Annotated in this window: 21 protein-coding genes; 17 read left to right on the forward strand and 4 right to left on the reverse strand. The window is 61.5% G+C overall.

Annotated elements, in window-relative coordinates:
• Positions 1-69 precede the first annotated feature (69 nt).
• Entirely contained in the window at positions 70-753 is a 684-nt protein-coding gene (locus tag KI241_RS15190) for a response regulator transcription factor (protein ID WP_042732930.1), read from the forward strand.
• A complete protein-coding gene (locus KI241_RS15195; RefSeq protein WP_123578957.1) occupies positions 731-2116 on the forward strand; it encodes a HAMP domain-containing sensor histidine kinase in 1386 nt (461 codons plus the stop codon). Before KI241_RS15190 ends, KI241_RS15195 begins: the two co-directional genes overlap by 23 nt.
• Positions 2117-2181: 65 nt before the next feature.
• On the opposite strand, the gene KI241_RS15200 is transcribed toward KI241_RS15195, so the two are convergent.
• Positions 2182-2430 (reverse strand): DUF1652 domain-containing protein, encoded by a 249-nt coding sequence (locus KI241_RS15200; RefSeq protein ID WP_042732515.1) that lies wholly within the window; start codon positions 2428-2430, stop codon positions 2182-2184.
• 241 nt (positions 2431-2671) lie between these two features.
• Positions 2672-4156 carry a helix-turn-helix transcriptional regulator gene (locus KI241_RS15205; RefSeq protein ID WP_042732516.1) on the reverse strand — a complete coding sequence of 495 codons (1485 nt, stop codon included), beginning with the start codon at positions 4154-4156 and terminating at the stop codon, positions 2672-2674.
• 246 nt (positions 4157-4402) lie between these two features.
• Here KI241_RS15205 and KI241_RS15210 point away from each other — a divergent pair, with 246 nt between their 5' ends.
• The 9 genes from KI241_RS15210 to KI241_RS15250 all read left to right on the forward strand — a co-directional run bounded on the left by KI241_RS15210 (position 4403) and on the right by KI241_RS15250 (position 14986).
• Positions 4403-5536: an RHS repeat-associated core domain-containing protein gene (locus KI241_RS15210; protein ID WP_212802674.1), complete on the forward strand. Its 1134-nt coding sequence runs from the start codon at positions 4403-4405 to the stop codon at positions 5534-5536.
• Between the two features lie 199 nt (positions 5537-5735).
• On the forward strand, positions 5736-6845 hold the full coding sequence (locus KI241_RS15215) for an RHS repeat-associated core domain-containing protein (protein WP_212802675.1): 1110 nt from the start codon (positions 5736-5738) through the stop codon (positions 6843-6845).
• A 503-nt stretch (positions 6846-7348) separates the two neighbouring features.
• Positions 7349-8650 (forward strand): OprD family porin, encoded by a 1302-nt coding sequence (locus KI241_RS15220; RefSeq protein ID WP_212802676.1) that lies wholly within the window; start codon positions 7349-7351, stop codon positions 8648-8650.
• Positions 8651-9237: 587 nt separating this feature from the next.
• Positions 9238-10059, forward strand: coding sequence for an NAD(P)-dependent oxidoreductase (locus tag KI241_RS15225; RefSeq protein WP_047738886.1), 822 nt, complete (start codon positions 9238-9240; stop codon positions 10057-10059).
• 42 nt (positions 10060-10101) lie between these two features.
• Positions 10102-11007, forward strand: a complete 906-nt coding sequence (locus KI241_RS15230) for an SMP-30/gluconolactonase/LRE family protein (RefSeq protein WP_123578952.1) — start codon at positions 10102-10104, stop codon at positions 11005-11007.
• A gap of 58 nt (positions 11008-11065) precedes the next feature.
• Entirely contained in the window at positions 11066-12034 is a 969-nt protein-coding gene (locus tag KI241_RS15235) for a TRAP transporter substrate-binding protein (RefSeq protein WP_042730807.1), read from the forward strand.
• Positions 12035-12110: 76 nt separating this feature from the next.
• The gene (locus tag KI241_RS15240; protein ID WP_042730808.1) at positions 12111-12638 is read left to right on the forward strand and encodes a TRAP transporter small permease; all 528 of its coding nucleotides are present in this window, start codon (positions 12111-12113) and stop codon (positions 12636-12638) included.
• On the forward strand, positions 12638-13918 hold the full coding sequence (locus KI241_RS15245) for a TRAP transporter large permease (protein WP_042730809.1): 1281 nt from the start codon (positions 12638-12640) through the stop codon (positions 13916-13918). The genes KI241_RS15240 and KI241_RS15245 overlap by 1 nt, the downstream gene beginning before the upstream one ends.
• A gap of 198 nt (positions 13919-14116) precedes the next feature.
• Positions 14117-14986 carry an aldose 1-epimerase gene (locus KI241_RS15250; protein ID WP_212802677.1) on the forward strand — a complete coding sequence of 290 codons (870 nt, stop codon included), beginning with the start codon at positions 14117-14119 and terminating at the stop codon, positions 14984-14986.
• A gap of 44 nt (positions 14987-15030) precedes the next feature.
• On the opposite strand, the gene KI241_RS15255 is transcribed toward KI241_RS15250, so the two are convergent.
• Positions 15031-15831: a sulfite exporter TauE/SafE family protein gene (locus KI241_RS15255; RefSeq protein ID WP_212802678.1), complete on the reverse strand. Its 801-nt coding sequence runs from the start codon at positions 15829-15831 to the stop codon at positions 15031-15033.
• Positions 15832-15968: 137 nt separating this feature from the next.
• Here KI241_RS15255 and KI241_RS15260 point away from each other — a divergent pair, with 137 nt between their 5' ends.
• Positions 15969-16832, forward strand: a complete 864-nt coding sequence (locus tag KI241_RS15260; protein ID WP_212802679.1) for an MBL fold metallo-hydrolase — start codon at positions 15969-15971, stop codon at positions 16830-16832.
• Between the two features lie 172 nt (positions 16833-17004).
• Here the strand turns inward: KI241_RS15260 and bkdR are convergent, their stop codons facing one another.
• Positions 17005-17493 carry a Bkd operon transcriptional regulator BkdR gene (gene bkdR, locus KI241_RS15265; protein WP_003202929.1) on the reverse strand — a complete coding sequence of 163 codons (489 nt, stop codon included), beginning with the start codon at positions 17491-17493 and terminating at the stop codon, positions 17005-17007.
• Positions 17494-17686: 193 nt separating this feature from the next.
• Here bkdR and KI241_RS15270 point away from each other — a divergent pair, with 193 nt between their 5' ends.
• The 5 genes from KI241_RS15270 to KI241_RS15290 all read left to right on the forward strand — a co-directional run bounded on the left by KI241_RS15270 (position 17687) and on the right by KI241_RS15290 (position 23966).
• A complete protein-coding gene (locus tag KI241_RS15270) occupies positions 17687-18922 on the forward strand; it encodes a 3-methyl-2-oxobutanoate dehydrogenase (2-methylpropanoyl-transferring) subunit alpha (protein WP_042730814.1) in 1236 nt (411 codons plus the stop codon).
• 1 nt (position 18923) lies between these two features.
• Positions 18924-19982: an alpha-ketoacid dehydrogenase subunit beta gene (locus KI241_RS15275; RefSeq protein ID WP_042730815.1), complete on the forward strand. Its 1059-nt coding sequence runs from the start codon at positions 18924-18926 to the stop codon at positions 19980-19982.
• Positions 19983-21260, forward strand: a complete 1278-nt coding sequence (locus tag KI241_RS15280; protein ID WP_212802680.1) for a dihydrolipoamide acetyltransferase family protein — start codon at positions 19983-19985, stop codon at positions 21258-21260. It abuts the gene before it with no gap.
• Between the two features lie 14 nt (positions 21261-21274).
• A complete protein-coding gene (lpdA, locus tag KI241_RS15285) occupies positions 21275-22660 on the forward strand; it encodes a dihydrolipoyl dehydrogenase (protein ID WP_123578948.1) in 1386 nt (461 codons plus the stop codon).
• A 286-nt stretch (positions 22661-22946) separates the two neighbouring features.
• Complete coding sequence (locus KI241_RS15290) at positions 22947-23966, forward strand: branched-chain amino acid aminotransferase (RefSeq protein WP_042729416.1); 1020 nt, start codon at positions 22947-22949, stop codon at positions 23964-23966.
• The last annotated feature ends 41 nt before the right edge of the window (positions 23967-24007 follow it).

Consider the following 24007-nt stretch of genomic DNA (forward strand, 5'->3'; position numbering starts at 1 on the left):
AGAAAGCCGACAGGTTTTCTTTGGCAGAATGCTGCGCAATAGCGCGAATTTCTCAACACGGTACCGCCCATGAATCGCATCCTGACCATTGAAGACGACGCCGTGACCGCCCGTGAAATCGTTGCCGAACTGACCCGCAACGGCCTGGACGTCGACTGGGTCGACAATGGCCGCGAAGGCCTGGAACGCGCGGTGAGCGGCGACTATGACCTGATCACCCTCGATCGCATGTTGCCCGAGCTCGACGGCCTGGTGATCGTCACCACCCTGCGCACCATGGGCGTGGCCACGCCAATCCTGATGATCAGCGCCCTCTCCGACGTCGATGAACGCGTGCGCGGCCTGCGGGCCGGTGGCGACGACTACCTGACCAAGCCCTTCGCCACCGATGAGATGGCCGCCCGGGTCGAGGTGCTGCTGCGACGCAACAATGGTGCCCGGGAACCGGAAACCGTGCTGCGGGTGGCGGACCTGGAGCTGAACCTGATCAGCCGCGAAGCCAGCCGCAACGGGCAATTGCTCAGCCTGCTGCCCACCGAATACAAGTTGCTGGAGTTCCTGATGCGCAACTGCGGGCAGATCCTGTCGCGCATGATGATTTTCGAGGAAGTGTGGGGCTACCACTTCGACCCTGGCACCAACCTGATCGACGTCCACATCGGGCGCCTGCGCAAGAAAATCGACCCGCCGGGCCTGGAACCGCTGATTCGCACGGTGCGGGGTTCCGGCTATGTCATTGCTGAACCCCGCTAAGGGCTGGCGCTCCTCCAGCAGTCGCCTGCTGGCGCTGTACAGTGCGCTGTTCGTGCTGTGGAGCGCGATCCTGATGGGCGTGATGTATTACGAAGTGTTTGGCTACCTCGACAACCTGGCCAAGCACTCCTTGATGCAGCGCCAGCACCTGTTCGCCCGGATCCACGGCGATCAACTGGAAGACGCGCTGATGGCCAGCCTGACGCTGGACGAGCGTGGCGTCGACGCCTACGGCCTGTTCGACCCGCAACTGCGGCATTTGAGCGGGCCGATCATGCGCGTCCCCGCCGACCTGCCGCTGGACGGCAAAATCCACATGCTCGGCGGCTGCGTCGACTCCGACGATCCCAGCCTTCCTTCCGACAGTTGCGACGCGGTGGCGACCCGCGTGCAGGACGGCCGCTGGCTGATCCTGGCGCGGGACAACGGTTCGCTGTTCGCCGTGACGCGGATCATCCTGCATGCATTGTTCTGGGGCGTCTCGCTGACCATCCTGCCGGGCATTGCCGGCTGGCATTTGCTGCGGCGCCGGCCGCTGCAACGCATCCGCAAGCTGCAAGCCAGCGCCGAGGCCATCGTCGCCGGGGACCTGAAGCATCGCCTGCCGCTGTCGAGCCGGCGCGATGAACTGGACATGCTGGCGGCGATCGTCAACGCCATGCTCGATCGCATCGAACGCTTGATGAACGAGGTCAAGGGCGTGTGCGACAACATCGCCCACGACCTGCGCACACCGCTGACCCGCCTGCGGGCGCAGTTGTATCGCATCCAGCAGCAAGCCCCGGACGGCTCGCCCGAAGCGTTGCAGATGGACCAGGTGATCGCCGAGACCGACACCCTGATGGCGCGGTTTCGCGGCTTGTTGCGGATTTCCGAACTGGAAGACCAACAGCGTCGTTCAGGCTTCGTGCGCCTCGATCCGTTGCAATTGTTGCAGGAATTGCACGACTTCTACCTGCCACTGGCCGAGGAAGGCGAGTTGACGTTCACCTTGGAGGTCCCCGACACCCTGCCCCTGCTCACCGGCGACCGGGCCTTGTTGTTCGAGGCGGTGTCGAACCTGCTGAGCAATTCGATCAAGTTCACCCCGGCGGGCGGCACGGTGATCCTGCGTGGGGTCGATCAGGGCGACAGTACCCGCATCGAAGTGCTCGACTCCGGCCCCGGCATCCCTGAAGCCGAGCGCAAGGCGGTGTTCCGGCGCTTCTACCGCGCCGAAGGCAGCAGCCAGCACGGCGGTTTTGGCCTGGGTTTGTCGATTGTCGCGGCGATTGTCAACCTGCACGGGTTCACGCTGGACGTGGGCAGGAGCGAATATGGCGGGGCGCGGTTGCTACTCGATTGTCGGGCGACGTTGTTGTAGCTGTAGCCGCCTATTACCTGCAAACCGTGGCGAGGGCGCTTGCTCCCTCGCCACGGTGGGTGCAGTCAGAGTTTGTCGTCTCGATGCAACGGCGTGTTCTGCAGCTCATAGCGCAGCTCGTCGATCAGCTTAGCCAGGCTTTCTTCGGAACGAACACTGTCCAGGCTCATGCCGCTGACCACGAGGTCTACCTCGCCACTGTCGCGGTGATAGAGGCGTACCGTGAGGGTGCCGTCGCCATTGAGGCTGCATTCGCAAGCGAGCGGCGAGAAGCTTTGTTCGAGGCGGGCGCGCAAAGGGGCCAATTGGGTCATGGGTTGCACCTCGGCATCAAGGTCGCAAGAGCGCGGTGGGAAAGTTCGGGTGGAGGACTTTTGCAGACATCCTGTCGATGGTACGGCTGTATCGTTTACTGCGCATTTAGGCGGTATTCCTTGATTGTTACGTAGGGGACGCGGCTTCACAAACATTGCCGCACTCTCCCAGCCTAGGGAGCCGGCATCCGCAGCAGAACCCGAATTTGCACCAACGCAGCCAGTGCATATGCACTGGCCATCAATGTGCCTTGTTGCGCCATTCGTTGGCGAACAAACCCCGCTCACGCGCCCAGACGATCGCCTCGCTGCGGCTATGGACATCCAGTTTGGAGTACAACGTCGCCACGTGATTGCGCACGGTATTGGGGGCCAGTTTCAGGCGCGCAGCGATTTCCTTGTCCGCCAGCCCCTGGCAGATCAGCCCCAGCACGTCACGCTCGCGAGCCGTTAGCTCGGTGAACGACGCCGAGGACAATGGCGCGTTGATGCTCTTCACGTTGGCCAGTTTTTCGATCAGGGTGCGGCTGAACCACGAAGCGTCTTTCATCACTTCCTCGATCGCCGCCACCAGTTCCAGCTCCGAGCGCTTGCGTTCGGTGATATTCATCAGCACCAGCAAGTAGCACGGCTTGTCCTGGATGACCACGGTGTCGGCCGCCACTTCACAGTCGATGCGCTCTCCCCCCTTCTTGTGCACCTTGACGTCGACACCGGAGACACTCGCGCTTTTTTCCAGCACGGCGAACAACGACGCACTGGCGTCCTTGTCGAGAAAGCCGATCTCTTCAACGGTCTTGCCCATCAACTCTTCGCTGGCATAACCGGTGGTGTTGACGAAAGCCTCGTTGACCTCCAGCAACAACTGCTCGGCCGTGCACACGAAGGTGGGCACCGGCGACAGGCGGAACGACTTGGCAAAGCGCTCCTCGCTCTGGCGCAGGGCGGTTTCGGCCTTGCGCCGGGGCTCCATGTCCATGAACGAAAACAATATGCAATCTTCGTCGTGCAGGTCCAGGGGTTGGCCGGCGACGATCACTTGCTTGCTGGTGCCATCGGGCAATTTCAACTCTGCCGCCATTTGCGGAATGGTCGCGCCCTGCCCCAGTCGCTCGACGGCCAGCTCACGCCGCTCGGCGGCTTCAAGCACGTCCAGCTCATACACCGAGCGCCCGATCACCTGCTCGCGGCTGTAGCCGGTCATTTCCAGGAAGCCCTGGTTGACCTTGATGTAGCGCAGGTCGCTGAGACGGCAGATCACCGCCGGTGCCGGATTGGCCCCGAAGGTTCTTTCAAAACGCTGCTCGGCGCTGGCCCAGTCGGTGGCGTCGCTGAGGATCAGCACCAGATACTCCGGCTCACCGCTGCGATCGGTCAGCACCATGCTGCGGATCCGGTGCACCCAGGTACGGTCTGGGTCAGCCTCGGGCGTGACTTCCACCAACACGTCGCTGAACTCATCGCCACGGGCCACTCGGGCGATGGGGTAATTGTCCTCGGTCAGCGGATGATTGTTGCGGTAGCGCAAATTGAAACGCCGGGCGTACTCGTCGGCATTAGTGCCCAACTCACTGATGGTCTTCACCCCGTGCATGGCCAGTGCCGCGTCATTGGCCCAGGCAATGGTCTGGTCGACTTCGACCAGCATCACCCCGTCCGACAGGCCGGCGATGATCTGCAGCAATTGGCGACGATTGGTATCGGTGTTCGGGACGTCTTGGTTCATCGGGTCTCCGTGTGATCAGCTCGCATGAAAAATACGACCACTCGTCGCGCTGGCACGTTCCCTATCGGCATGGCTGAAATCCACGCCCATTGCCTGCGCGGGGTCGCCAACCGGCAGTGCCTGGCCTGCTCGCGAAGAAGCCACCAACCCCACCCAAATCCCGCAAAACCTAACAGTTCTGCTAGTAGACGCCACCCCGCAAATCCCCGAGCCTGAGAGCATCGCCTGCCCCAGGAAGATCGCGCCATGCCCCCGTCATCGATGAAGGTCCTGTGCCGCTACCACTATGACCCCCTGGACCGCCTCACCGGCCTGATACCGCTGCAAAGCCCCGGCGTGCAGCGCTTCTATCAGAACGACGAACTGGTCAACGAAATTGACAGCGAGGCCCAACTGACGATTGTGCGCCATGGGGAACAGCCGCTGGCACAGCGGCTGAGTGTCATGGGTGTTAGCGAGACGGCGCTGTTAGCGACGGACCAACAGCGTTCGCCGTTGGTGGCTTTGACAGACACGGATTCGCAGCGGATGGCTTATACCGCCTATGGACATCGTTCAGGGGAAAGTGGGTTGAGTTGTTTGTTGGGGTTCAATGGTGAACGGAGTGACTCGGTCACAGGGCATTATTTGTTGGGACAGGGGAATCGGGCTTTTAATCCGGTGTTGATGCGGTTTAACAGTCCAGATGAGTTGAGTCCGTTTGGGGAGGGTGGGATCAATGCGTATGCTTATTGTGGTGGGGATCCGGTTAATCGGTATGATCCGAGTGGGAACGGTGCTTTGTTCTTTCTAAAAAACAGAACTACTTTTACACCTCCACCTACACCTACACCTACACCTACACCTGTTCCTGTTCCTGTTCCTGTTCCTGTTCCTGTTCCTAAAAGATTACACCGGCCGTGGGAGGATACCCCTAATAGTACGCACAGCCGACCAAACACCGTTTCTCTCTTGCTTCAGCACTCGTCACATCAGTCTTCCGTTACAGCCATGCCCGCCACTGTTCCAAATAATCTGCCTCCGACAGTTTCTGCGGGCGAAGCATATCGAAAAATCAAATTACCTCGAGAAGGAGCAGCTCGAAATACACTACCAAGAAAGTCAACGCGGACCCCGACACAGCAAGCTAATTATGAGAATAAAAGAACCCTTGCAGAGCAGGCACGCTATTACGATGACTATATGCCGCCGCATAGCCCAACAATGGGACTCGAGGTAGACAGGGAGCGTTACATATTACACAGTCAAGAACTACAACAACTCGAACTTATACAAGCGTCGAAAGAGGAAATCCATCGCGCAGACCACAATCGGAGACACGCGCTAAAGCGCCTTAAGCAAGGTATTTTGGAACAACATATTAAGAGGATTCGTAGGTAGGTACCGAATAATCTGGGCTCACCTCCATAGTCAAGAAAGGTCAGACACATCGGCTACATCCTTCTAGACTTTCAGCAGCGGGGCTCGTCCGCAACAGGACAAAGAGCGGCTCACTACCATGACTAACAGTTCTGCTAGTAGACGCACGTTCAGAAATCCCAGAGCCTGACAGCATCGCCTTCTCTAGGAAGAACCACCCATGCCACCGTCATCAATGAAGATCCTGTGCCGCTACCACTATGACCCTCTGGACCGCCTCAGCGGCCTGACACCGCTGCAAAGCCCAGGCGTGCAGCGCTTCTATCAGAACGACGAACTGGTCAATGAAATCGACAGCGAGGCCCAGCTGACGATTGTGCGCCATGGGGAACAGCCGCTGGCGCAGCGGTTGAGTGTCATGGGTGTTAGCGAGACGGCGCTGTTAGCGACGGACCAACAGCGTTCGCCGTTGGTGGCTTTGACAGACACGGATTCGCAGCGGATGGCTTATACCGCCTATGGACATCGTTCAGGAGAAAGTGGGTTGAGTTGTTTGTTGGGATTCAATGGTGAGCGGAGTGACTCGGTCACAGGGCACTATTTGTTAGGACAGGGGAATCGGGCTTTTAATCCGGTGTTGATGCGGTTTAACAGCCCGGATGAGTTGAGCCCGTTTGGGGAGGGTGGGATCAATGCGTATGCTTATTGTGGTGGGGATCCGGTTAATCGGTATGATCCTTCAGGAAACATCCCGTTTCATGTAATACAACGACTTAGATCCGCACTTCCACCAGCACAACAAGTCCCCTTGGACCTATCTATGCCTAGCGCGGCACTTGATTTAACTGTTTCTCGACATAATATCGCGCCATTATCCGCCTCGACTGATATTCTCAATCCTTCAGTTGCCCCAAGGACACGTAGTGTGGCGGCAAATCTAGAGCCCGAAAAGCTGGGTAGACAACCTCTTTACCGAAATCCAAATCCAACTCCAGCTCAGCGACGACAACAGCGTTTTTACGATAGACGCGTACAAGGTGCGCGGATGTGGGATCAATTTGTAAGAAACAATCCAGACACAACCATAGACGCTAAACCAAAATATCTAAGACGACTTGAATTCACTAACAAAAACCTGGAAGTTTTCCGAAAAGGTGGAACTGTACGAGGTTCAAGAGGCCAAAAAATGACGGACTCAAACCTTACATCAGCAGTTGCGAAAGCTAAACTTGCAGTTAAGAGCGATGCTTTTCGAACAGCCAAACCAGAACTGTTTAGAAAGACTGAGCGGGCCAACAGGACAAACAGGAAAATTCGTCAGCGAACATGAACCGGTACGTTCCTCTATAGGCACTCAGAATTGAGTTCAAGACAGCCCTACAGTAAGTGACCAGGCCAGCGGACGCAGACGCTCTTTTGTGGCGAGGGAGCTTGCTCCCGCTCGGCTGCGCAGCAGTCGTAAAACGGACTGGCACAGCGTTTCAGGTACACCGTGTCAACTCATGTTGGGGCGGCTGCGCCGCCCAGCGGGAGCAAGCTCCCTCGCCACAAGGGGCTGCCAGAGCCCCTTGAAGGGTTTATTCGACTAATGTCTTAGACCAGTCATCGCATGACCACGCCATCTTCGAAGCTCCGCGATAGAGCCGTCGCCAGGGCCCATCTCTGCACACCCTTGTGCTGAAACCATTGACCCAGCCTATTTTGAAGAAACCAGCCATTGGATAATTCCGATCATGGCCAGTTGACAACGCTTAGCGCCGACCAATAATCTTCCACATGTTGTACGACGACGTATGACAAATAAAAACAACAAAAAAGTAGGGAGCCGTCATAGTGAGCACACGTGTCCGTTTTTCCCCCGACCACCGTTCGACCCGCCGTACCCTCCGCACTACCAGTCCCACCCTGATTCTGCTCGGTTGCAGCAGCCTGGCCGCATTCCTTCCCACCATGGCCAATGCCGAAGGTTTCGTCGACGACGCCAAGGCCACGCTGACGCTGCGCAACGCCTATTTCAACCGCAACTTCACCAACCCGAACAACGCCCAGGGCAAAGCCGAGGAATGGACCCAGAACTTCATCCTCGACGCCAAGTCCGGTTTCACCCAGGGCGTGGTGGGATTCGGCGTGGACGTGCTGGGCCTGTACTCGGTCAAGCTCGACGGCGGTCGCGGCACGGCGGGTACGCAGTTGCTACCGGTGCATGACGACGGTCGTCCGGCCGATGATTTCGGTCGTCTGGGCGTGGCCCTGAAGGCCAAGGTGTCGAAGACCGAACTGAAGGTCGGTGAATGGATGCCGGTGCTGCCGATCCTGCGTTCCGACGACGGCCGATCCCTGCCGCAGACCTTCCGTGGCGGCCAGGTGACCTCCACCGAGATCAACGGCCTGAGCCTCTACGGCGGTCAGTTCCGCGGCAACAGCCCGCGCAACGACGCGAGCATGGAAGACATGTCGATGAACGGCCGGGGCGCCTTCACCTCCGACCGTTTCAACTTCGGCGGCGGCGAATACGCCTTCAATGAAAAGCGCACCCAGGTCGGGGTTTGGTACGCCGAGCTGTCCGACATCTACCAGCAGCAGTATTTCAACCTGACCCACAGCCAGCCCATCGGCGACTGGACCCTGGGCGCCAACCTTGGCTACTTCATCGGCAAGGAAGACGGCAGCGCACTGGCCGGTGACCTGGACAACAAAACCGCGTTCGCCATGCTCTCGGCCAAGTACGGCGGCAACACCTTTTACGTCGGCCTGCAGAAAGTCGGCGGCGATGACGCGTGGATGCGCGTCAACGGCACCAGCGGCGGCACCCTGGCCAACGACAGCTACAACTCCAGCTATGACAATGCCAAGGAAAAATCCTGGCAACTGCGCCACGACTTCAACTTCGCCGCCGTCGGCGTGCCGGGCCTGACCCTGATGAACCGCTACATCAGCGGCGACAATGTGCACACCGCTACCGTCGACGATGGCAAGGAATGGGGCCGCGAAACCGAACTGGCCTACACCGTGCAGAGCGGCGCGCTGAAAAGCCTCAACGTGAAATGGCGCAACTCGACGATGCGGCGGGATTTCAGCACCAACGAGTTCGATGAAAACCGCATTTTCATCAGCTACCCGATCAGCTTGTTGTAAGGCGGTTGCGGTGGGTCTGCTGACTCAGGTGGTGACGGTGCCACCGTCTTCGCGGGCAAGCCCGCTCCCACAGGGGATTTGTGCTGTACGCAAATCCCTGTGGCCGCTGAAGATCAGTGTGGGAGCGGGCTTGCTCGCGAAGGCATCGTCACATTCAACATCGATGCGGGCTGACCCAACGCTTTCGCGGGCAAGCCCGCTCCCACAGGGGATTTGTGCTGTACGTAAATTCCTGTGGCCGCTGAAGATCAGTGTGGGAGCGAGCTTGCTCGCGAAGGCATCGTCAAATTCAACATCGATGCAAGCTGACCCAACGCTTTCGCGGGCAAGCCCGCTCCCACAGGGGATTTGTGCTGTACGTAAATTCCTGTGGCCGCTGAAGATCAATGTGGGAGCGGGCTTGCTCGCGAAGGCATCGTCACATTCAACATCGATGCGGGCTGACCCAACGCTTTCGCGGGCAAGTTCGCTCCCACAGGGAAATGGCGGCGTAGATGGGTTCGGTCGTTACCACGGCAAGGACTTTTTCCAGCGGTCAAAACGGCAACCTATAACTGATACCTCTCACTGTTCGCTCAGGTAACTCCATGACTACCACACACATTCGTCATCCTTTCAATCGCCTGCTGTTGACCGGGGCCGCCGGCGGCCTGGGCAAGGTTCTGCGCGAACGCCTCAAGCCATTCGCCCGACACATTCGCCTGTCGGATATTGCCAACATGGCCCCGGCCATCGATGAAAGTGAAGAGGTGATGCTGTGCGACCTGTCCGACAAACAGGCCGTGCACCAGTTGGTGGAAGGCGTCGATGCGATCCTGCACTTTGGCGGCGTGTCGGTTGAACGGCCATTCGAAGAAATCCTCGGGGCCAACATCAGCGGTGTGTTCCATCTTTATGAAGCGGCCCGCAAGCACGGGGTCAAGCGGGTGATTTTCGCCAGCTCCAACCACGTGATCGGCTTCTACAAGCAGGACGAAGCCCTCGACGCCCTCTCCCCGCGTCGCCCGGACGGCTACTACGGTCTGTCCAAATCCTACGGCGAGGACATGGCCAGTTTCTACTTCGATCGCTACGGCATCGAGACCGTGAGCATCCGCATCGGCTCATCGTTCAGCGAACCGCAGAACCGCCGGATGATGAGCACCTGGCTGAGCTTCGACGACCTGACCCAACTGATCGAATGCTCGCTCTACACCCCCGACGTCGGCCACACCGTGGTCTATGGCGTGTCGGCCAACCGCGACGTGTGGTGGGACAACAGCCACGCCGCGCACCTGGGCTACCAGCCCAAGGACAGTTCGGAAATCTTCCGCGCCAAGATCGAGGCACAGCCCATGCCGGCCGCCGATGACCCGGCCATGGTCTACCAGGGTGGGGCCTTCGTCGCGGCCGGCCCGTTCGACGACTGATCCGACTGTTTTCATGGGATACGAATGCACAAGGGAAGCACCATGCAAGCCGAATTGATTGTCGATGCACGCAACGCCGTCGGGGAAAGCCCGGTGTGGGTGGCCGAGGAAAACGCCCTGTACTGGGTCGATATTCCCAGCGGCGGCCTGCAGTGCTGGAACGCCGAGACCGGCCAGTTCAAGGGCTGGCAGGCCCCGGAAATGCTCGCCTGCCTCGCCCGGCATCAGGACGGTGGTTGGGTCGCGGGCATGGAAAGCGGATTCTTCCGCCTGCATCCCCATGACGACGGCAGCCTGGACAGCGAACTGTGCGCCAGCGTCGAGCACAGCCGCCCCGACATGCGCCTGAACGACGGTCGCTGCGATCGCCAGGGACGCTTCTGGGCCGGCAGCATGGTGCTCAACATGGGCGCCAACGCCGAACAGGGCCGGCTGTACCGCTATGAGCGTGGGCAGCGCAGCCCGGTGGAGGCGCAGTTGAGCGGTTTCATCGTGCCCAACGGCCTGGGGTTCAGCCCGGACGGCCGCACGATGTACCTCTCGGATTCACACCCCCTGGTCCAGCGCATCTGGGCCTTCGACTATGACATCGACAGCGGCACCCCCTCGAACCGACGGCTGTTCGTCGACATGCAACCGTTGCCCGGCCGCCCGGATGGCGCGGCAGTGGATGCAGACGGTTGCTACTGGATCTGCGCCAACGATGCCGGCCTGATCCATCGCTTCACTCCGGACGGCCGGCTCGACCGCTCGCTGTCCGTGCCGGTGAAGAAACCGACGATGTGCGCCTTTGGCGGCAGTCGCCTGGACACCTTGTTCGTCACCTCGATCCGCCCCGGTGACGACACCGACCCACAGTCCCTGGCCGGGGGCGTGTTCGCCCTCAACCCCGGCGTCAAGGGCCTGGCTGAACCGGCTTTCGGAGGGTTGAACCACTCCGCGAGCTGACCTGCAGTGCCGCTTCACTGGATGAGCCCCATAAAAAAAACAAGACTGGAGATTGACCATGAATTTCAAACGCACGCTTCTGATCGCAGCATTGCCCCTGGCCTTTCTGGCGCAGGCGGCTCACGCCCTCGATATCAAGATCGCCGACATCCACCCCAAGGGCTACCCGACCGTGGTCGCCGAGGAATCCATGGGTAAAACTCTGGAGAAAGAGAGCAACGGCGAGCTGAAGTTCAAGTATTTCCCAGGTGGCGTCCTGGGCTCTGAGAAAGAAGTCATCGAGCAGATGCAAGCCGGCGCGATCCAGATGTCTCGCGTCAGCCTGGGGATCGTCGGCCCTGTGGTCCCGGACGTGAACGTCTTCAACATGCCATTCATCTTCCGTGACCAGGCGCACATGCGTGCTGTCATCGACGGTGAAGTGGGCGATGCGATCCTCGACCGGATCACCAACTCCGAGTTCGGCCTGGTGGCCCTGGCCTGGATGGATGGCGGCACGCGCAACCTCTACACCAAGAAGCCAGTGCGCAAGCTCGAAGACCTCAAAGGCATGAAGATTCGCGTGCAAGGCAACCCGATGTTCATCGAGACCATCAACGCCATGGGCGGCAACGGCATCGCCATGGACACCGGCGAAATCTTCAGCGCCTTGCAGACCGGCGTGATCGACGGCGCGGAAAACAACCCACCGACCATGCTTGAACACAACCACTACCAGAACGCGAAGTTCTACAGCCTCACCGGCCACCTGATCCTGCCCGAGCCGATCGTGATGTCGAAGATCACCTGGAACAAGCTCACCCCAGAGCAGCAGGACATGGTGAAAAAGGCGGCCAAGGCAGCCCAGGCAGAAGAGCGCGTGCTGTGGGACAAGAAGTCCGCCGCCAGTGAAGAAAAACTCAAGGCCGCCGGCGTCGAGTTCATCACCGTCGACAAGAAACCTTTCTACGACGCCACCGCACCGATCCGGGCCAAATACGGCGCGCCGTATGCCGATCTGATCAAGCGTATCGAAGCGGTCCAGTAACCCCCTCTGGATCTGAACTCATGACAAGGCTGGGCGTGCCGTGGTTAAAGGGCGCGCCCGGTTACGGTGGAACCCGATGAAGAATTTACTGCTGCGTATCAACGACACGATTTACATGACGTGCATCTGGGTGGCCGGCCTTTCTGTCCTCGCCGTTGCGCTGATGATTCCGTGGGGGGTGTTTGCCCGCTACGTACTCGGTACCGGCTCAAGCTGGCCGGAGCCCACCGCCATCTTGCTGATGATCGTATTTACGTTCATCGGTGCAGCCGCCAGCTACCGCTCCGGCTCGCACATGGCCGTGGACATGGTCACCAGCCGCCTGCCCCCGCACTGGCAAACCCTGGCTTCGGTTTTCACCCAGCTCCTGATGGCGGCGGTGTGCATTTTCATGACTATCTGGGGCACCAAGCTGTGCATGACCACCTGGAATCAATTCATGAGCGCAATCCCCACCTTGCGCGTCGGCATCACCTACATGCCGATCCCGATCGGGGGTTTCCTGACACTGATTTTTGTCCTGGAAAAACTCTTGCTGGGTGATCAAAGCAAGCGTCGGGTCGTGCAGTTCGACCTGGTCGAAGAAAACGAAGGTGCCGCTTAATGGACGCTCTGATTCTGCTGGGCAGTTTTTTGTTGTTGATCATGATCGGCATGCCGGTCGCCTATGCGCTGGGCGCCGCCGCCCTGATCGGGGCGTGGTGGATCGATATTCCGTTCCAGGCCATGATGATTCAGATAACCGGCGGCGTGAACAAGTTCTCGTTGTTGGCTATTCCCTTCTTCGTCCTGGCGGGCGCGATCATGGCCGAGGGCGGCATGTCCCGCCGACTGGTGGCATTTGCCAGCGTGTTGGTAGGCTTCGTGCGCGGTGGCCTGTCATTGGTCAACCTGGTGGCTTCAAGTTTTTTTGGCGCGATCTCCGGCTCCTCCGTAGCCGATACCGCCTCGGTCGGTTCGGTGCTGATTCCGGAAATGGAACGCCGCGGCTATCCGCGTGAGTTCGCCACCGCCGTCACCGTCAGTGGTTCGGTGCAAGCGTTGCTGACACCTCCCAGCCACAACGCGGTGCTGTACTCCCTCGCCGCTGGCGGCACCGTTTCCATCGGCTCGCTGTTCATGGCCGGCATCGTCCCCGGCATCATGATGAACCTCTGCCTGATGGCGCTGTGCCTGGTCTTTGCGAGAAAGCGCAACTACCCCAAGGGCGAGGTCATTCCGCTCAAACAAGCGTTGAAGATCTGCAAGGAAGCCATGTGGGGCATGATGACGCTGTTCATCATCCTTGGCGGCATCCTCTCGGGTGTTTTCACGGCCACCGAATCGGCCGCCATTGCCGTGGTGTGGGCTTTCTTCGTGACCATGTGCATCTATCGCGACTACAAGTGGAGCGAGCTGCCGAAACTGATGCACCGTACGGTACGCACCATCTCCATCGTGATGATCCTGATCGGCTTCGCCGCCAGCTTCGGCTACATCATGACGCTGATGGAAATTCCGGCGAAGATCACCACCGCATTCCTGACGCTATCGGACAACCGCTACGTGATCCTGATGTGCATCAACGTGATGTTGCTGCTGCTGGGCACCGTGATGGACATGGCGCCGCTGATCCTGATCCTGACGCCGATCCTGATGCCGGTGATCATGGGTATCGGCGTGGATCCGGTGCAGTTCGGCATGATCATGCTGGTGAACCTGGGTATCGGCCTGATCACGCCACCGGTGGGCGCGGTGTTGTTCGTGGGTTCCGCCATCGGCAAGGTCAGCATCGAAAGCACGGTCAAGGCCCTGCTGCCGTTCTACGCCATGCTGTTCCTGGTGCTGATGCTGGTGACTTATGTCCCCGCCATTTCACTCTGGTTGCCGCATTTGGTGTTGTAACCACAGTCAACAAAAAATCCCCTTGTGGCGAGGGGATTCATCCCCGTAGGGCTGCGCAGCAGCCCCATCACAGCAGACTCAATCTGCCTGACACAGCGAGTCGGCAGGTCTTGGGGCTGCTGCGCAGCCCTACGGGGATAAATCCCCTCGCCACAACAGCGTTCGCATCAGAATTTCTGCTCAGTAGGCAAGATCATCATGACGCCCCCCCTATTGCACCTCAAAGACGAACTCACCCACCTCACCCTGGCCCCGCACCTGGGCGCCAGCCTCGTGGACTGGACCCTGCTCGGCAACGGCGCCCCGCTGCTACGCCCGAGTGTCCCCGACGCCGTGGACAACGGCCTGCCCGGCAAGCTCGGCGGCTTTCCGCTGATCCCGTGGTCGAACCGTATCGCCCAAGGCGGTTTCGACTGCCCGTCCGGCTGGCTGGCCCTGGACGCCAACAGTGCCAACGACCCGTTTCCGATCCATGGCAGTGCCTGGCAGCAACCCTGGCAAGTGACCGAACACAGCGAACAGGAAGCGTTGCTGCAACTGGACAGCCGCACCCCGTTCGCCTACTGCGCCAGCCTGCGGATTCGCTTGGACGGCGGCCAGTTGCAAATCGCTTTGCACGTCACTCACCTGGCCGAACAGGCGGCGTGGCATGGGTTGGGCCTGCACCCGTACTTTCCGCGCACGGCCGGTACACGCCTGCAAACCCGCGCCAGCGAAGTGTGGTTGTGCGACAGCACGAAAATGCCGACCGAACGCACGGACGTGCCGGCCGACTGGAACTTCCAGCAACCCCGCCCGCTGCCGGACACCCTGGTCGACAATGGCTTCGGAGGTTGGAACGGGCACTGCCTGATCCAGCAACCGGACTTGGGCTATGAACTGGAGTGCCGGGCCAGCGGCAGCGATTATTTCCTGCTCTACTGCCCGGTGGACCTGGGGTTCTTTTGCATCGAACCGGTCAGCCACCCGGTCAACGCCCACCACCTGCCAGGACGGCCGGGGTTGCGCTTGCTGGAGCAAGGGCAGTCGGTGGCGCTGGGGTTTTCGATGCAGTGCAGGCCGCTATAACCCCTCCTCGCCTGGACTGGGTTCTCACAAAAAAGCGCATGCAGTTACGCCCGAACCCACATGTACACCGCCACTCCCAGGCAGATCGCGGCAAACCCCACTTGCAGCACCCGGGCCGGGACGCGAGCCGCCAGGCGCCGGCCCAGCACCATGCCAACGATGCTGGCCACGATGAACACCGCGCCGACCTGGTCGATACGCACCCCGGCATGAAAGGCCCCCACCACGCTGATCAGCGAAATCAGGCTGATGACCATCAGCGAGGTGGCGACGATCCCGCGCATCTGCACGTCGGTCAGTTGCTTGAACGCCGGCACGATCAGGAAACCGCCGCCCACGCCCAGCAGGCCGGACACCACGCCGGTCACCGCGCCGAGCGTTGCCAGCGTGGCGGTGCAGCGCGGGGTCCAGGCCAGGCGCCCGGTCTGGCGGTCGAGCATGCAATTCTTCTGGCCCCAACTGGCCGCGCCGTGGTCGCTTGGCCCGGACTGCGGGGTTTCCCGGCGCAACATGCGCGCCGCTACCAGCACCATCAGCAGGCTGAACAGGATCATCAGAATCTTTTCCGAGAGCTGATGGGCCAGGAAGATGCCCAGCGGCGAAAACACCGCCCCCAGCAGCGCGATCAGCAACGCCGCGCGATAGCGCACCAGGCCATGGCGCAGGCCATCGATGGCGCCCACCGCCGCCGCGCTGCCCACGGCGAACAACGCCACGGGGGCGGCTTGGGTCATGGTCAAGCCCAGCCCCAGCACCAACGCCGGAACCGCGAGGATCCCACCACCCGCTCCCGTCAAACCCAGGACCAGGCCCATGGCCACGCCGAAAAAACTCGCCAGTAACATAAGTCTCTCTCACGCCGCGCACACCTGTTGGCAGGTGCGATCGCATTTGCAGGACGCCGTGGCCCTCACTAAGCTGCGGACCATATGTTGTAAACCTTACGGGTTGCAACCGGTTCTTCCCCTACAGGTTCGCTGTCATGCCCGCGCAGATCCAAGGCTTTCTCGACCCCGCATCCAAGACCTACACCTATGTCGTGTATGAGCACGACGGCGGGCAATGCGCAGTGGTCGATCCGGTACTCGACTACGATCCGGCTTCGGGGCGCAGCGCAACGACACAGGCCGACCGTATCGTCGCGTTCGTGACCGAACACCGCTTGACCGTGCAATGGCTGCTGGAAACCCACGCCCATGCCGACCATCTGTCCGCCGCACCCTACCTGCGCCGCGTATTGGGTGGCCGGATCGCCATCGGCCAGGCCATCGACCGGGTCCAGCGGGTGTTCAAGACGCTGTTCAACCTTGAACCGCAATTTGCCGTGGACGGCTCGCAGTTCGACCACCTGTTCGCCGCCGACGAATCCTTCGCCATCGGCAACCTCAAGGCCACCGCCCTGCATGTGCCCGGCCATACTCCGGCGGACATGGCCTACCTGATCGATGGGGACGTGATTCTGGTGGGGGACACGCTGTTTATGCCCGACGTCGGCACCGCTCGCTGCGACTTCCCCGGCGGCGACGCCCACCAGCTCTACGCGTCGATCCGCAAGCTGCTGGCATTCCCCGCCGGCGTGCGGCTCTACGTGTGCCACGACTACCCGCCAGAGCACCGCGAACCCCAGTGCATGAGCACCGTGGGCGAACAACGCCAACACAACATCCACATTCACGACGGCATCGACGAAGCCACGTTCGTGGCCATGCGTACCCAGCGCGACGGCACGCTGGGCATGCCCACGCTGTTGTTGCCTGCGGTGCAGGTGAACGTGCGGGCCGGGCATCTGCCGCCGGCCGAAGACAATGGCGTGACGTACCTGAAGATTCCGATCAATCAGCTTTAAGGGCAAAACCCTGCTCGAATTTTGTTCAGCCGGGATCTCACCGTCATTGCACAGTCCCTTGTGGGAGCGGGCTTGCTCGCGAAGGCGGCTAGCCAGCTTGCAACGTTGCTGGATGTGCTGACGCCTTCGCGGGCAAGCCCGCTCCCACAGGGAATCGGGGGCGATCGCTTGGTCAGGTACCCAACGTCAACCCATTGGCCGGCAACGGCAACGCCGTCTTGTAGCGCACCTGCTTGAGGGCGAAGCTGGAGCGGATGTTCGCCACGCCCGGGACCTTGGTCAAAAAGTCCATCATGAAACGCTCCAGCGACTGGATCGTCGGCACCAGCACGCGGATCAGGTAGTCCGGGTCGCCCGCCATCAGGTAGCACTCCATCACCTCAGGCCGGTCGGAGATCGCCTCCTCGAAGTGCTGCAGCGCCTCTTCCACCTGTTTCTCCAGGCTGACGTGGATGAACACGTTCACGTGCAGCCCCAGCAGGTCGGCGTCCAGCAACGTGACCTGCTCGCGGATTACCCCCAGCTCTTCCATGGCCCGCACCCGGTTGAAGCACGGCGTGGGCGAAAGGTTCACCGAGCGGGCGAGGTCGGCGTTGGTGATGCGGGCGTTCTCCTGAAGGCTGTTCAGAATGCCGATGTCGGTGCGATCCAATTTACGCATGAGACAAATAATCCTGTTTTTTATCGTTGTGCAGATTTTTTATCTGCAAATGATCTGAACAGCAAGCCAACAGAGAAAAATATTCTTCCTCGTCGAGCCTATGATTGTTGTAGGACAATTTCCCCGTACCACGGGGAATTCGTCAGCTAGCGCGCCCACTACAAGAAATTCACAAGATCGAGCGTAGAAAGCCATGAACCCAGCGTACGAACCGCTACGCCTGCACGTTCCCGAACCCTCGGGCCGTCCCGGCTGCAAGACCGACTTCTCCTACCTGCATCTGAGCGACGCCGGCACGGTGCGCAAGCCGCCCATCGACGTGGAGCCGGCCGACACCATCGACCTGGCCCGCAGCCTGATCCGCGTGCTCGACGACCAGGGCAACGCCTTGGGTGAATGGGCCAAGGACATCCCCGTCGACATCCTGCGCAAAGGCATGCGTGCCATGCTCAAGACGCGGATCTACGACAACCGCATGGTGGTCGCCCAGCGCCAGAAAAAGATGTCGTTCTACATGCAGAGCCTTGGCGAGGAAGCCATCGGCAGCGCCCAGGCCCTGGCGTTGAACATCGACGACATGTGCTTCCCCACGTACCGCCAGCAAAGCATCCTGATGGCCCGCGACGTGCCGCTGGTCGACCTGATCTGCCAACTGCTGTCCAACGAGCGCGATCCGCTCAAGGGCCGGCAGTTGCCGATCATGTACTCGGTCAAGGACGCTGGTTTCTTCACCATTTCCGGTAACCTGGCCACGCAATTCATCCAAGGCGTGGGCTGGGGCATGGCCTCGGCGATCAAGGGCGACACCAAGATCGCCTCGGCCTGGATCGGTGACGGCGCCACCGCCGAATCGGACTTCCACACCGCCCTCACCTTCGCCCACGTCTACCGCGCACCGGTGATCCTCAACGTGGTCAACAACCAGTGGGCGATCTCCACCTTCCAGGCCATCGCCGGCGGTGAAGCCACGACCTTCGCCGGACGCGGCGTCGGTTGCGGCATCGCTTCGCTGCGGGTCGATGGCAACGACTTCATGGCCGTCTACGCCGCCTCGCGCTGGGCCGCCGAACGCGCCCGTCGCAACCTCGGCCCGGCGCTGATCGAATGGGTCACCTACCGCGCCGGCCCGCACTCCACCTCCGACGATCCTTCCAAGTACCGCCCCGCCGACGACTGGAGCCACTTCCCGCTGGGCGACCCGATTGCCCGCCTCAAGCAACACATGATCCGCGAGGGCGTCTGGTCGGAAGAGGAACACGCCGCCGTCAGCGCCGAGCTGGAAGCGCAGATCATCGCCGCCCAGAAAGAAGCCGAGCAGTACGGCACGCTCGCCGGCGGCCAGGTGCCGAGCGCCGCGACGATGTTCGAAGACGTCTACAAAGAGATGCCGGAGCACTTGAAGCGCCAGCGTCAGCAGTTGGGGATCTGACATGAACGATCACAACAACACTATTGCGCTGGATACCGCCATGACCACTACCACCATGACCATGATCCAGGCTTTGCGCTCGGCCATGGACGTGATGCTCGAACGCGACGACAACGTCGTGGTGTTCGGCCAGGACGTGGGCTACTTCGGCGGCGTGTTCCGCTGCACCGAAGGCCTGCAGAACAAGTACGGCACCTCGCGGGTGTTCGACGCGCCGATTTCCGAAAGCGGCATCGTCGGCGTGGCGGTGGGCATGGGCGCCTACGGCTTGCGGCCCGTGGCTGAAATCCAGTTCGCCGACTACGTCTACCCGGCCTCGGACCAGATCATTTCCGAAGCGGCGCGCCTGCGCTATCGCTCGGCCGGCGAGTTCACCGCGCCGATGACCCTGCGCATGCCTTGCGGCGGTGGCATCTACGGCGGCCAGACCCACAGCCAGAGCATCGAGGCGATGTTCACCCAGGTCTGCGGGTTGCGCACGGTGATGCCATCGAACCCCTACGACGCCAAGGGCCTGCTGATCGCCTCCATCGAAAACGATGACCCGGTGATTTTCCTCGAACCCAAGCGCCTGTATAACGGCCCGTTCGACGGGCACCACGACCGCCCGGTAACGCCGTGGTCGAAACACCCCAGCGCGCAAGTCCCGGACGGTTACTACACCGTGCCGCTGGACGTGGCCGCCATCACCCGCCCCGGCAATGAGGTGACCATCCTCACCTACGGCACCACCGTGTACGTGTCCCAGGTGGCCGCCGAGGAAAGCGGCGTCGACGCCGAGGTCATCGACCTGCGCAGCCTGTGGCCGCTGGACCTGGAAACCATCGTCAAGTCGGTGAAAAAGACCGGCCGCTGCGTGATCGTCCACGAAGCCACCCGCACCTGCGGCTTCGGCGCCGAGCTGGTGTCGTTGGTCCAGGAACATTGCTTCCACTACCTGGAAGCGCCCATCGAGCGCGTCACCGGTTGGGATACGCCCTACCCGCATGCGCAGGAGTGGGCGTATTTCCCAGGGCCGTCCCGTGTGGGTGCGGCGTTGAAACGGGTCATGGAGGTCTGAATGGGCACGCACGTTATCAAGATGCCGGACATTGGCGAAGGCATCGCCGAAGTGGAACTGTCGGTGTGGCACGTCAAGGTCGGCGACCTGGTGGTCGAGGACCAGGTGCTGGCCGATGTCATGACCGACAAGGCCATGGTGGACATCCCCTCGCCGGTACACGGCCGGGTCATTGCCCTGGGCGGCGAGCCGGGCGAGGTCATGGCGGTGGGCAGCGAACTGATCCGCATTGAAGTGGAAGGCGCCGGTAACCTCAAGGAATCGGCACAGCCGGCCGCCGAGGTGCAGGCCGCGAAACCGGCGTCGGCGCCGACGCCCGAGCCGGTGGCAGCCGCGCAACCCGCGGCACCAAAACCTGCCACCCCACCCCCGGCCGCCCAGGCACCGGTGGCCCGTGAACCCAATGAACGTCCGTTGGCATCCCCTGCGGTGCGCAAGCACGCCTTGGACCTGGGCATCCAGTTGCGCCTGGTCCAGGGCAGCGGCCCCGCCGGGCGGGTGCTGCACGAAGACCTGGAAGCGTACCTGGCCCAAGGTCCTTCGACGCAGGCCAAGGGCGGTTCCGGCTACGCCGAACGCCACGACGAGCAGCAGATCCCGGTGATCGGCATGCGTCGCAAGATCGCCCAGCGCATGCAGGAAGCGACCCAGCGCGCCGCCCATTTCAGCTACGTCGAGGAAGTCGACGTCACCGCCCTGGAAGAGCTGCGGGTGCACTTGAATGAAAAACACGGCGCCAGTCGCGGCAAGCTGACCCTGCTGCCATTCCTGTTACGGGCTCTGGTGATGGCCCTGCGGGACTTCCCGCAGATGAACGCGCGCTACGACGACGAAGCCCAAGTCATCCATCGTTCTGGCGCGGTGCACGTTGGCGTGGCCACCCAGAGCGACGTCGGCCTGATGGTGCCGGTGGTGCGCCATGCCGAGGCCCGCAGCCTGTGGGACAGCGCGGCCGAGATCAGCCGCCTCGCCACGGCCGCCCGCAACGGCAAGGCCAGCCGCGATGAACTGTCCGGCTCGACCATCACCCTGACCAGCCTGGGCGCCCTCGGCGGCATCGTCAGCACGCCGGTGCTGAACCTGCCGGAAGTGGCCATCGTCGGCGTGAACAAGATCGTCGAGCGACCCATGGTCATCAAGGGCCAGATCGTCGTCCGCAAAATGATGAACCTCTCCAGTTCCTTCGATCACCGAGTGGTCGATGGCATGGACGCGGCGCAATTCATTCAGGCCCTGCGCGGCTTGCTCGAACAACCCGCCACCTTGTTCGTCGATTAATCATGGGAGCTGGCATGCAACAGACTTTGAACACCACCTTGCTGATCATCGGCGGCGGCCCTGGCGGTTATGTGGCGGCGATCCGTGCCGGGCAACTGGGCATCCCGACCATCCTGGTGGAAGGCCAGGCGCTGGGCGGAACCTGCCTGAACATCGGCTGCATCCCGTCCAAGGCGCTCATCCATGTGGCCGAGCAGTTTCACCAGACGCGGCACCACAGCCAGGGTTCGGCCTTGGGCATCACGGTGTCGACGCCGAGCCTGGACATCGGCAAGAGCGTCGAATGGAAAGACGGCATCGTCGATCGCCTGACCACCGGCGTCGCAGCGCTGCTCAAGAAGCACAAGGTCCAGGTCATCCAGGGCTGGGCCAAGGTTGTCGACGGCAAGACCGTCGAAGTCGGCGACACCCGCATCCAGTGCGAACACCTGCTGCTGGCCACCGGTTCGACCAGCGTCAACCTGCCGATGTTGCCGCTGGGCGGGCCGATCGTGTCCTCCACTGAAGCCCTCGCGCCGACCTCGGTGCCCAGGCACCTGGTGGTGGTCGGGGGCGGCTACATCGGCCTGGAGCTGGGCATCGCCTACCGCAAGCTCGGCGCCGAGGTCAGTGTGGTCGAAGCCCAGGAACGGATCCTGCCGGCCTACGACGGCGAACTGACCCAGCCGGTGCACGAGGCGCTCAAGCAACTGGGTGTGAAGCTGTACCTCAAGCACAGTGTCGAAGGGTTCGATGCACAGGCCAGCACATTGCAAGTCCGTGACCCGGCTGGCGACAGCCTGAACCTTGAGACCGACCGGGTTCTGGTGGCCGTGGGGCGCAGGCCTAACACCCAGGGCTGGAACCTCGAAGCGCTGGATCTGGCGATGAACGGCGCGGCGGTAAAAATCGACCAGCGTTGCCAGACCAGCATGCGCAATGTCTGGGCCATCGGGGACCTGAGCGGCGAACCGATGCTCGCCCACCGGGCCATGGCCCAGGGCGAAATGGTCGCCGAACTGATCGCCGGTCGGCAGCGGGAATTCAACCCGGCGGCCATCGCCGCGGTGTGCTTCACCGACCCGGAGCTGGTGGTGGTGGGCAAGACACCGGACGAGGCCAAGGCGGCCGGGCTGGACTGCATCGTGTCCAGCTTCCCGTTCGCCGCCAACGGCCGCGCCATGACCCTGGAATCGAAAAGCGGTTTCGTGCGGGTCGTGGCGCGCCGGGACAACCACCTGATCGTCGGCTGGCAAGCCGTCGGCGTGGGCGTCTCGGAACTGGCCACCGCGTTCGGCCAGTCGCTGGAAATGGGCGCGCGCCTGGAAGACATCGCCGGCACCATCCACGCCCACCCGACGCTGGGTGAGGCGGTTCAGGAAGCGGCGCTGCGGGCGTTGGGGCATGCGTTGCATGTGTGACCCCCCGAGGTTGATGAGCACCTGTGGCGAGGGGATTCATCCCCGTTGGGCTGCGCAGCAGCCCCAAAACAGAGTGTCAAGTAAATCGAGGAATCAGGGCTAAGGGGCTGCTTCGCAGCCCAACGGGGATGAATCCCCTCGCCACAGGGTTTGCGGAGCGCCAAACAGTCGGGTTTTCGCCCTTACAGGCTGCGAAACAACACCGGAATGAAGTATTGTTGTCCCCATCCAAAAAACGTCAGAAGCCTTGAACCGTTTCGACGGTTGTTAAGCAATAGAGGGTGTCATGGGTAACGAGAGCATCAATTGGGACAAACTGGGCTTTGACTACATCAAGACCGACAAGCGCTACCTGTCGCACTGGCGCGATGGCGCCTGGGACGCCGGCACCCTGACCGACGACAATGTGCTGCACATCAGCGAAGGCTCCACCGCCCTGCACTACGGCCAGCAATGCTTCGAGGGCCTGAAGGCCTATCGCTGCAAGGACGGCTCGATCAACCTGTTCCGCCCGGACCAGAACGCCGCCCGCATGCAGCGCAGTTGCGCCCGCCTGCTGATGCCGCACGTCGACACCGAACAGTTCGTCGAAGCCTGCAAGCAAGTGGTCCGCGCCAACGAACGCTTCATCCCGCCCTACGGCACCGGCGGCGCGCTGTACCTGCGCCCGTTCGTGATCGGCGTGGGTGACAACATCGGCGTGCGCACCGCGCCCGAGTTCATCTTCTCGATCTTCTGCATCCCGGTCGGCGCCTACTTCAAGGGCGGCCTGACCCCGCACAACTTCCTGATCTCCACCTTCGACCGCGCCGCCCCACAAGGCACCGGCGCGGCCAAGGTCGGTGGCAACTACGCCGCCAGCCTGATGCCGGGTTCCCAGGCCAAGAAGGCCAGCTTCGCCGACTGCATCTATCTCGATCCGCTGACCCACACCAAGATCGAGGAAGTCGGTTCGGCCAACTTCTTCGGCATCACCCACGACGGCAAATTCGTCACCCCCAACTCCCCATCGGTCCTGCCAGGCATCACTCGCCTGTCGCTGATCGAACTGGCCAAATCGCGCCTGGGGCTGGAAGTGGTCGAAGGCGACGTGCTGATCGACAAGCTGTCGGACTTCAAGGAAGCCGGTGCTTGCGGTACCGCGGCGGTGATCACGCCGATCGGCGGCATCCACTACAAGGACAAGCTGCACGTGTTCCACAGCGAAACCGAAGTCGGCCCGATCACCCAGAAGCTCTACAAAGAGCTGACCGGCGTGCAGACCGGTGACGTCGAAGCGCCAGCGGGTTGGATCGTCAAGGTCTGATCCACTTGTGGCGAGGGAGCAAGCTCCCTCGCCACATGCAC

It is taken from the genome of Pseudomonas sp. Cab53 (genome assembly GCF_018325965.1).
Classification (GTDB): Bacteria; Pseudomonadota; Gammaproteobacteria; order Pseudomonadales; family Pseudomonadaceae; genus Aquipseudomonas; species Aquipseudomonas chlororaphis_E.

Excerpts from the sequence above, each read along its gene's own strand:
- KI241_RS15190 (WP_042732930.1), top strand. The coding sequence starts at position 70 with ATGAATCGCATCCTGACCATTGAAGACGACGCCGTGACCGCCCGTGAA.
- KI241_RS15195 (WP_123578957.1), top strand. The coding sequence starts at position 731 with ATGTCATTGCTGAACCCCGCTAAGGGCTGGCGCTCCTCCAGCAGTCGC.
- KI241_RS15200 (WP_042732515.1), bottom strand. The coding sequence starts at position 2,430 with ATGACCCAATTGGCCCCTTTGCGCGCCCGCCTCGAACAAAGCTTCTCG.
- KI241_RS15205 (WP_042732516.1), bottom strand. The coding sequence starts at position 4,156 with ATGAACCAAGACGTCCCGAACACCGATACCAATCGTCGCCAATTGCTG.
- KI241_RS15210 (WP_212802674.1), top strand. The coding sequence starts at position 4,403 with ATGCCCCCGTCATCGATGAAGGTCCTGTGCCGCTACCACTATGACCCC.
- KI241_RS15215 (WP_212802675.1), top strand. The coding sequence starts at position 5,736 with ATGCCACCGTCATCAATGAAGATCCTGTGCCGCTACCACTATGACCCT.
- KI241_RS15225 (WP_047738886.1), top strand. The coding sequence starts at position 9,238 with ATGACTACCACACACATTCGTCATCCTTTCAATCGCCTGCTGTTGACC.
- KI241_RS15230 (WP_123578952.1), top strand. The coding sequence starts at position 10,102 with ATGCAAGCCGAATTGATTGTCGATGCACGCAACGCCGTCGGGGAAAGC.
- KI241_RS15235 (WP_042730807.1), top strand. The coding sequence starts at position 11,066 with ATGAATTTCAAACGCACGCTTCTGATCGCAGCATTGCCCCTGGCCTTT.
- KI241_RS15240 (WP_042730808.1), top strand. The coding sequence starts at position 12,111 with ATGAAGAATTTACTGCTGCGTATCAACGACACGATTTACATGACGTGC.
- KI241_RS15245 (WP_042730809.1), top strand. The coding sequence starts at position 12,638 with ATGGACGCTCTGATTCTGCTGGGCAGTTTTTTGTTGTTGATCATGATC.
- KI241_RS15250 (WP_212802677.1), top strand. The coding sequence starts at position 14,117 with ATGACGCCCCCCCTATTGCACCTCAAAGACGAACTCACCCACCTCACC.
- KI241_RS15255 (WP_212802678.1), bottom strand. The coding sequence starts at position 15,831 with ATGTTACTGGCGAGTTTTTTCGGCGTGGCCATGGGCCTGGTCCTGGGT.
- KI241_RS15260 (WP_212802679.1), top strand. The coding sequence starts at position 15,969 with ATGCCCGCGCAGATCCAAGGCTTTCTCGACCCCGCATCCAAGACCTAC.
- bkdR (WP_003202929.1), bottom strand. The coding sequence starts at position 17,493 with ATGCGTAAATTGGATCGCACCGACATCGGCATTCTGAACAGCCTTCAG.
- KI241_RS15270 (WP_042730814.1), top strand. The coding sequence starts at position 17,687 with ATGAACCCAGCGTACGAACCGCTACGCCTGCACGTTCCCGAACCCTCG.
- KI241_RS15275 (WP_042730815.1), top strand. The coding sequence starts at position 18,924 with ATGAACGATCACAACAACACTATTGCGCTGGATACCGCCATGACCACT.
- KI241_RS15280 (WP_212802680.1), top strand. The coding sequence starts at position 19,983 with ATGGGCACGCACGTTATCAAGATGCCGGACATTGGCGAAGGCATCGCC.
- lpdA (WP_123578948.1), top strand. The coding sequence starts at position 21,275 with ATGCAACAGACTTTGAACACCACCTTGCTGATCATCGGCGGCGGCCCT.
- KI241_RS15290 (WP_042729416.1), top strand. The coding sequence starts at position 22,947 with ATGGGTAACGAGAGCATCAATTGGGACAAACTGGGCTTTGACTACATC.